Raw genomic sequence first — 8,940 nt, forward strand, 5'->3', positions numbered from 1 at the left:
AAGCAGTTCAAGACCGGTGATGAGCTTACCAGTTTTCTTAAGGATATCCAAAAGCGGGGCATTGAGAAAATGCTTGAAGGTGAGCTGGACGGCCATCTTGATTACGAAAAACATCAGAAGTCCAATGGCGGCAATTTTCGCAACGGACACTCCAAGAAGAAGGTAAAAACTTCTTTTGGAGAATCCGAGATCTTGGTCCCCAGGGACAGGGAGGCTTCCTTCAACCCTATGATAGTGCCCAAGCGGGGCAGTATTGTTGATGGGATCGAGAACGTTATCGTATCGCTCTATGCTAAAGGAATGAGCAATAGCGATATTGAAGAGCAGATCCGTGAGGTCTATAATTTTGAGGTATCCACTTCCACCATATCTAGGATCACGGAAAGCATATCGGGTGATATAGTCGCATGGCAAAATCGCCCTTTGGAGCCTGTCTATCTCATTGTCTGGATGGACGGTATCGTCTTCAAAGTACGCGAAAACTCCAAGGTCATCAACAAAACGATCTACATTGCCGTTGGTCTGCGCCGAGACGGAAAAAAGGAGGTGCTGGGCCTATGGTTGGGCAAGAACGAGTCAGCTGCTTTCTGGATGAGCGTACTGACCGACATCAGGGCCCGTGGGACCGAGGACATCCTGATTACTGCCACCGATAACCTTAATGGATTTACGGATACTATCAAAAATGTCTTTCCGGAATCCAAGACCCAGATCTGTGTGGTCCACCAGATCCGAAATGCATGCAGGTACGTCGTATGGAAGGATAAGAAGGCCTTCACCGCGGATATGAAGCATATATACAACGCCCCCAATCAAGAGGCCGCCAAGATGGCCCTGGAGGATTTTGCCCAGAAATGGAACGACAAGTACTCCTATGCCATAAAGAGCTGGAGGGACAACTGGGAAGAGCTCACGGTATTCTTTGAGTTCCCCATAGAGATCAGGAAAATAATCTATACTACCAACCTGATCGAGAACCTGAACGGGAAAATAAGAAAGTATACCAAGAACAAACTTTCCTTCCCTACGGACGATGCGGTGATGAAATCCGTATATTTGGCAGTGAGGGAAGCGACCAAAAAATGGTCCATGCCAGTAAGGAACTGGGGAATCATCCTAAATCAGTTCCTGACGATATATGAAAAAAGGGTCAGACTTTAGATAAAAGTCCAACCCCTGTTATTTTAAACTTACACAGTTTACGGGATAGTGTCAACTGTTAATATAATGCTATTAATTGTGATAATAGTATCACATTCACACATAAATTTTTTTGAAATTAGCAAAAATGATTAAATAATCAACAACCCCTTTTAACCATCAAATTTTAAAGAGTATGAATCAAAAATTACGGAAGATGACCACTTCCAAATTTAAAAGGACAGGTAAAACTTTGTTTTACCTCTTAATGGTAATGAGTTTTGAAGCCGCAATGTGCCATCCTGGAACCTCTTCGGAGGATATTTTAAAAACTGATATAACCAGCTTATCAGTTTCCAAGGCAAGCAATACCCTTAAACAACAGACGATAAGTGGAACCATTACCGACGTAGAGGGCAACCCCCTGCCCGGAGCGAATATTATTGAAAAAGGAACTTCTAACGGGGTAACCGCAGATTTTGATGGGAATTTCTCTATTGAAGTAACAAATCAGGACGCAATCCTTGTTATAACCTATTTAGGTTTTGCAACAAAAGAACTCACATTGAATGGGCAAACAAGCCTTTCAGTAAGTTTAGAGGAAAGCGCATCTGGCTTGGATGAAGTTGTTATAGTAGGTTATGGAACACAGAAAAAAGTAAACTTGACAGGGGCAGTTTCTGTAATGAGCAGCGCTAAGCTTGAGAATAGACCTATAACAAGTTTAGGACAAGGTTTACAGGGTCTTATACCAAACCTTAATATAAATTTTTCCGATGGTGCTCCGGGTACGGGCGCTTCATTCAATATACGTGGGTTTACTTCCACTAACGGTGGCGGACCCTTGGTCCTCATTGATGGGGTGGAGATGGATCCAAATTTATTAAATCCCAGCGAGGTAGAAAGTGTATCCGTCTTAAAGGACGCCTCTGCGGCTGCCGTCTATGGATCTAGAGCTGCCTTTGGAGTTGTTTTGATAACAACCAAAAGGGCCAAAAAAGGGCAAAAACCAATTATCTCGTTTAACTCCAGCTATTCATTGAATAAGCCAACAGAGATACCCGAACTAATAGATTCCCGTCAAAATATTCAATTTAGGGAAGAGAAAGCTAACAATCTTGGGCAGGGGGCACCTTTTGATGCAGAAACAAAAGCATTATTGTTGGCACACTACGAGGATCCGGCAAATAACCCGTCTGCGAGAGTAGATCCCAATGACCCCACCAAATATCAGTATTTTGCCAATACCGATTGGTTCGATGTAATTTTTGAAAACACAAATCCTTTGAGTGAAAACAACATTTCCATGAGCGGAAGTTCTGAAAACATGGCCTATTATGTGTCCGCTGGTTTGCTTAGCCAAAAAGGAATTTTGAAATATGGAAATGATAGCTATAATCGTTCAAATATTCGAGTTAAACTGGATGTTGACGCTACCGATTGGCTCCAATTTAATATTAATACAGTACTAACTAGTACTCGACAGGATAATTTTTATACATATTCTGGCACTGGAACACTATGGCACGATTTAACAAGGAAAAGCCCTTTCATCCCTATTCTTAATCCAGATGGCACCAATACTGAATCCCCATTGGCACTTCTCAAAGATGGTGGACGTGATAAAAGGGATGGGACCGATTCCTGGATTACACTCGGTAGTATTATAAAACCGTTCGAAGGAATGCGGGTTGTGGGATCATATTCCTATAATGGATTTGCCCACGAAAGAAAACAGCACAAAAAAATGGTTGAACGTTACGAGGGCCCGAGCGACGTAGCGGGTGTAAGCACAGTACACACTACACCTACGGGAATATTTTTAAATGGTACAAGGAATGATTATTATGCCATCAATGTATATGGTGAATATGAGAAGGAGTTCTTAAGCGATCATTTTATAAAAGCTACATTAGGATATAATGAGGAGAGGAAAAAATTTCACTTTACCAATTCAAGTAATTCAAATTTACTTACGGATGATTTGCCATCCCTAAATCTTACCACTGGGACCGCAGTTGCTGGAGAAAATAGTACAGCTTGGGCATTACAGGGGTATTTCTATCGTCTAAACTACATTTTTTTAGATAGATATTTATTGGAATTCAATGGAAGATATGATGCTACCTCAAGATTTCCTTCTGAAGATCGATGGGGGTTTTTCCCCTCTGTTTCCGCTGGGTGGAGAATTTCACAAGAATCCTTCTTTGAACCATTAAAGTCTGTTATGTCTGAATTTAAGATTAGAGGTTCCTATGGGGAGTTAGGCAATCAATCTGTAGACAATGAGGCTTCTACACGTTTAAATTTCCCTTATCTCCCGACTTTGCAATCCTTTAGGCCGGCAACAATTTTAGGTGGAGATCGCCCATTATCAGTGAGAAACCCGTTGTTAGTGAGTAGTACTTTGACATGGGAAACCGCCATTTCCAGCAATATTGGATTAGATGCTGAAATGTTTAATTCAAGGTTGCAATATTCGTTCGATTACTTTCAAAGGCGTGTTAAAGAACAATTAGGGCCTGGTTCTTCCGTACCAGCAAGTTTAGGGACAGGAGCGCCCAGGGCAAATGCGGTAGAATCTGTCACCAAAGGTTGGGAATTTGAAGGTACCTGGAGAGATAGGATAGGCGAGGTTAATTATAGCCTAGGTTTTAATATTGCTGACTCCAAGGCGGAAATCACTAAATATGATAACCCTACAAAAAGTTTAGCTGCCAGTTTCTATGAAGGACAGCAAATAGGTGAAATATGGGGATATCGAACCAACGGTCTATTTGAATCTAGTGCTGAATACCAGTCATCTGGCTTGGATTATTCCAATAGGACAGGACTTCCTATTACAGGTGGAGATGTCTGGTTCGTGGATCAGGATGGAAATAATATTATTGATAATGGTACGTCAACCGTGGATGATTCCGGGGACCTGATGATTATTGGAAATGATACCCCTCGATATACTTACGGCATCAATTTGGGTGCATCATGGAAGGGATTGTCACTTGACATTTTTATGCAAGGGGTAGGCAGAAGGGATATGGCACTGTACGGTGGGCTCTTTTGGCCAGATGAAAATGGGACCCCTCAGGTAAACCATATGGATTATTGGAGTGAAGATAATAAAGGAGGTTATTGGCCAAGAGTGCTAGGCAACCAAGGAGGGTTTAATTATGCAACTTCAGACAGGTATCTGCAGGACTTCTCTTACTTAAGGATGAAACAATTAACCTTGTCTTATAGCTTTTCAGACAATCTAATAGAAAAAACACTATTAAAATCGGCAAACATATATTTTACGGGACAAAATTTATTCGAATTCGATAATGTAATAAGTGGTTTTGATCCAGAAATTTCATCTACTGGATTCAATGGATGGGGCCCAGGGAAAAGCTATCCTTTCCAACGATCATTCTCAGTAGGCTTAAACTTAACTTTTTAGTAGATGTATAATTTTAAAAAATAATTAAAATGAAAAATTACACATATAGATTTATATTTATATTGGCCCTAATAGTAAGTTCTTGTAGTGATGACGTATTAGATTTAGTACCTGAAAGCGATGTTACTGCAGTCAACTTTTTCAAATCGGAAAGTGACTTTAGGATATATGCCAATCAATTCTATGATTACTTCCCAAGAGAAGGTAGAGGTTTTGCAGATTTTATTTGGAAAGAGGACAATAATAGTGACAATCAGATCCAAAACGGCAATGGCAACATATTTGCCCATGGCACAAATACAGTTAACGACAATCCCTCCGGCTATGGTGGTGGTGGTTGGAACTTTGACAATATTAGGACAGTAAACTATTTCCTTGATCAATTGGAAGCTTCAGAACTGTCAGAGGATGTAAAAAATCGTTGGAGGGCTGAAGGTCGTTTTTTTAGAGCCTATCTTTATTTTGACAAAGTTAAAAAATATGGCGATGTTCCATGGTTTGATACAGCCCATGCAGAAACCGACCCGGAAATATATAAACCAAGGGATTCTAGGGCAACAGTTGTCAATAACATTATAAACGATCTCGACTTTGCTATCATCAACTTACCTCAAGAAATAGGAAATAAGGAAAATATTGATGTTTATATAGCCCATGCACTAAAAGCTAGAATTGCACTTTATGAAGGAACATTAAGAAAATACCATGGAAAATCGGAACCGTTTACAGAATTGCTCAACCAAGCTATAATTTCAGCAGAGGTAATAATGAGTGAGGATGGCTATAAATTGCATGAAGATGGCGGTCCAGCGACTAGTTTCTACAACTATTTTGCTTTGGCCAAGCCTGGAACCAGTACTGAAACTATATTGGCTAGGCATTTCTCTACGGATTTGGGAATTACCCATTGGTCACAGCGATTTATTACCGGAGAGGCCGGAACAGGATTTTCCAAATCCTTAGCTGATGACTTTTTATGTACAGATGGTCTTCCAATTTCATTGAGCCCCTTATTTAATAAAGCTACTGATTATGATTTCATTGAGACTGAAATGGCGAACCGGGACCCTAGAATGGTCCAATCCATCTTTAATAAGGGGGATTTAAAATTGGTTGGTCCCGACGAGTATTTTAATGAAGAAAATGATAGGGTACCTCCTTTTAACCAAAATTGGCCAACAGGTTACGCCATTAAGAAGTTTAGCAATACGGACAGGGTGTTTCAGGTTCCTGGTGCAGCTGATGATGGTGTATTTGTTTTTCGGTTAGGTGAGATATATCTAATTTATGCAGAAGCAAAAGCAGAACTAGGTACACTTACCCAGAACGATTTGGATATTTCCATTAATCTTCTAAGAGATAGGGTGGGAATGCCCCATATGACTCTTGCAGGCTTGGTACGTGATCCAGATTCCGATTTTGATGGAAGTATTGCGGATATCCCCGCTGTATCTGTATTAATAGATGAAATCAGAAGGGAGAGGAGAGTTGAACTTGCCGCTGAAGGTATGCGAAGGGATGACATTATTAGATGGAAAGCTGGACAACTTTTGGTCCAAACACCCTTGGGAGCAAAGTTTAATGCATCAGTTTATCCAAATGCTGTGGGACAACCATTTGCCCGAACCAATTCCGATGGTTTCATAGAACCTTATCAGGGGTTAACAATTGTAAAACAATTCGATGAGAATAAAAATTATCTTTATCCAGTACCACCAAGTGAAATTGGTTTGTATCCTTCTGGAGTTCTAACACAAAACCCGGGGTGGTAGGGATAATTTGTTAAAAGTTAATTTTGAATTCGTTTAAATTATAGGATTAATAGAAAGGTATTAGTTTTTAGAGTTAGTTTAGTTGTAGAAGGAGAGGCATGCACGCCTCTCTTTTACAATTAAAAAAGATACGACAATCAATAATATCATTATTATAGGTTCCTTTAGTAAGATGTTAAATAAGTATTTAGTTTGATTTTAAAATAATGAATAAAATTTGTAAAAATATTGTACTAATAGCAGTACTAAATTTCTGTGTAGTCAATGCGCAGAATTATGATGGTCCTGAACCATATGGCCCTTTGCCAACAGAACGCCAATTAGCATGGCACAATATGGAGTATTATGGGTTTATTCATTTTAATATGAATACGTTCACCAATATGGAATGGGGTATTGGAAGTGAAAACCCAGCACAATTTAACCCAACACAATTAGATGCCAGACAATGGGCAAAAATCATTAAGGAAGCTGGAATGAAAGGTGTTATTATTACAGCTAAGCACCATGACGGATTTTGTTTATGGCCATCGAAATACACAGAACATTCCGTAAAAAATTCTCCTTGGAAGAACGGTAAAGGTGATGTGTTGAAGGATCTATCGGAAGCATGTGCGGAATATGGATTAAAAATGGGTGTGTATTTGTCGCCTTGGGATAGAAACCATGCGGATTATGGCAAACCAGAATATGTAACTTATTTTCATAATCAACTAAGAGAATTGTTAACCAATTACGGTGACATTTTTGAAGTGTGGTTCGATGGAGCAAATGGTGGCTCAGGCTATTATGGAGGCGCTAACGAAACGCGTAAAATTGATAACAAAACCTATTATGAATGGGATAAGGCTATCGAAATAGTACGGGAATTGCAGCCCAATGCTGTTATTTTTGGAGATGGTGGTCCAGACGTTCGTTGGGTGGGTAATGAAGAGGGCTGGGCTAATGAAACCAATTGGAGTTTATTGGAAAGAAACAAGGTGTATCCGGGGTATCCTAAGTATAAGGAATTGCTTTCCGGCCATGAAAATGGTACACACTGGGTGCCTGCTGAATGTGATGTGTCTATTAGACCTGGTTGGTACTATCATCCATCTGAAGATTCTCAAGTACGATCTTTAGAGCATTTAGTTAATATTTATTACGAGTCCGTCGGTAGAAATGCCTCTTTATTATTAAATCTACCTGTAGATGACAGAGGGCTGGTGCACGAAAAAGATACAGAGCAATTAATGAAATTAAAAAGGCAAATTGATAAGGATTTTGCTAATAATGTAGCCAAAGACATTAAGGTGAGTGCAACAAATGTTAGGGGAGATCATTCTGAATTTGCAGCTTATAATGTAAATGATGGCCATGAGAAATCATATTGGACAACGGATAATGGCGTCACCACGGCATCAATTACCCTATCATTTGATAAACCGACCGAAGTAAATAGGATCTTACTACAAGAATATATTGCGCTTGGTCAACGAGTATATGAATTTACCGTTGAGGCTAAAATAAATGGTATTTGGAAACTTATCGACACCCAAACGACTATTGGAGTAAAAAGGATATTGAGTTTCGATCTAATTGAAGCTTCAGAAATTAGAGTAAATATTACTGGATCAAAAGCAGAACCAATTATATCAAACATCGAATTGTACAGGGCTCCAAATTTACTGACAAAGCCTATAATCAATAGGGATAAAAATGGTATGATATCCATGGAGGTTGCCGATAAAAATATTGGTATCTATTACACCTTGGATGGTTCAGAACCATTAGAAAATTCCCAGAAATACGAGGAACCTTTTAACGTAAATAAACCTACAACGATAAAAGCAATTTCGTATAATCCTGAGAACGGGGAAAAAACAGCGGTCAAGGAAATTTACTTTGATATCAGCAAAAAAGATTGGCAGGTGCTTAATGGAAGGGCAGGAAATTTTAAGGATGCCTATAGGATTATTGATGATAATCCAAAAAGTTCATGGACTAGCGAGGCTAGTAATACACCCAACGAGGTCATAATTGATTTGGGAAAGTCATATCCATTACAAGGTTTTACCTATATGCCAGTTCAGGGTAGATGGCCGGTTGGGATTATATCTGAATATGAATTTTTAACAAGTAAGGATAAAACCACCTGGTCAACTGCTGCAACAGGAGAGTTTGCTAATATTAAAAACAATCCTATAGAACAAACGGTTATGTTTAAACGGGCAAAAGCGAGATATATAAAACTGAAAGGTGTTAAAATAATCGATGATGACAAGAGGTTATCTATTGGAGAAATAGGAGTAATTACTAAATAGAAATTTCAACTTAAAACAATTTAATCTAAGAACCATAGTGTACCACCTATATGTTGGATAAGTGATGATGATTGGGAAAAGCATAAAATGTTAAATAACCGCTGTCTATAAAGATGTACAATGAGCAGTTAGCCCAGTTTTTAAGAATAGGGACTATCTTATAAAGTGTGTAAATAGAAAATTAACGGGGGTCATGACCCCCGTTAATTTTTTTGTTTAATTTTAATTTTTGCGCTTTATGAAAAAAGAAGATTTATTTGATGATGATTTCCTTAAGCAGTTCAAG

The 8,940-nt window shown here is 39.0% G+C and carries 4 protein-coding genes; all 4 read left to right on the forward strand.

Annotated elements, in window-relative coordinates; genetic code table 11:
• A partial coding sequence (locus G466_RS0118535) for an IS256 family transposase (protein WP_026814963.1) occupies positions 1–1,161 on the forward strand: 1,161 nt, incomplete at its 5' end.
• Positions 1,162–1,336: 175 nt separating this feature from the next.
• Complete coding sequence (locus tag G466_RS0118540; protein ID WP_084418992.1) at positions 1,337–4,579, forward strand: SusC/RagA family TonB-linked outer membrane protein; 3,243 nt, start codon at positions 1,337–1,339, stop codon at positions 4,577–4,579.
• Between the two features lie 29 nt (positions 4,580–4,608).
• Positions 4,609–6,351 carry a RagB/SusD family nutrient uptake outer membrane protein gene (locus G466_RS22695; protein WP_051315774.1) on the forward strand — a complete coding sequence of 581 codons (1,743 nt, stop codon included), beginning with the start codon at positions 4,609–4,611 and terminating at the stop codon, positions 6,349–6,351.
• A gap of 206 nt (positions 6,352–6,557) precedes the next feature.
• Complete coding sequence (locus tag G466_RS0118550; protein ID WP_034236179.1) at positions 6,558–8,654, forward strand: alpha-L-fucosidase; 2,097 nt, start codon at positions 6,558–6,560, stop codon at positions 8,652–8,654.
• Positions 8,655–8,940 lie beyond the last annotated feature (286 nt).

The organism is Arenibacter certesii DSM 19833, from assembly GCF_000429545.1.
Taxonomy (GTDB): Bacteria; Bacteroidota; Bacteroidia; order Flavobacteriales; family Flavobacteriaceae; genus Arenibacter; species Arenibacter certesii.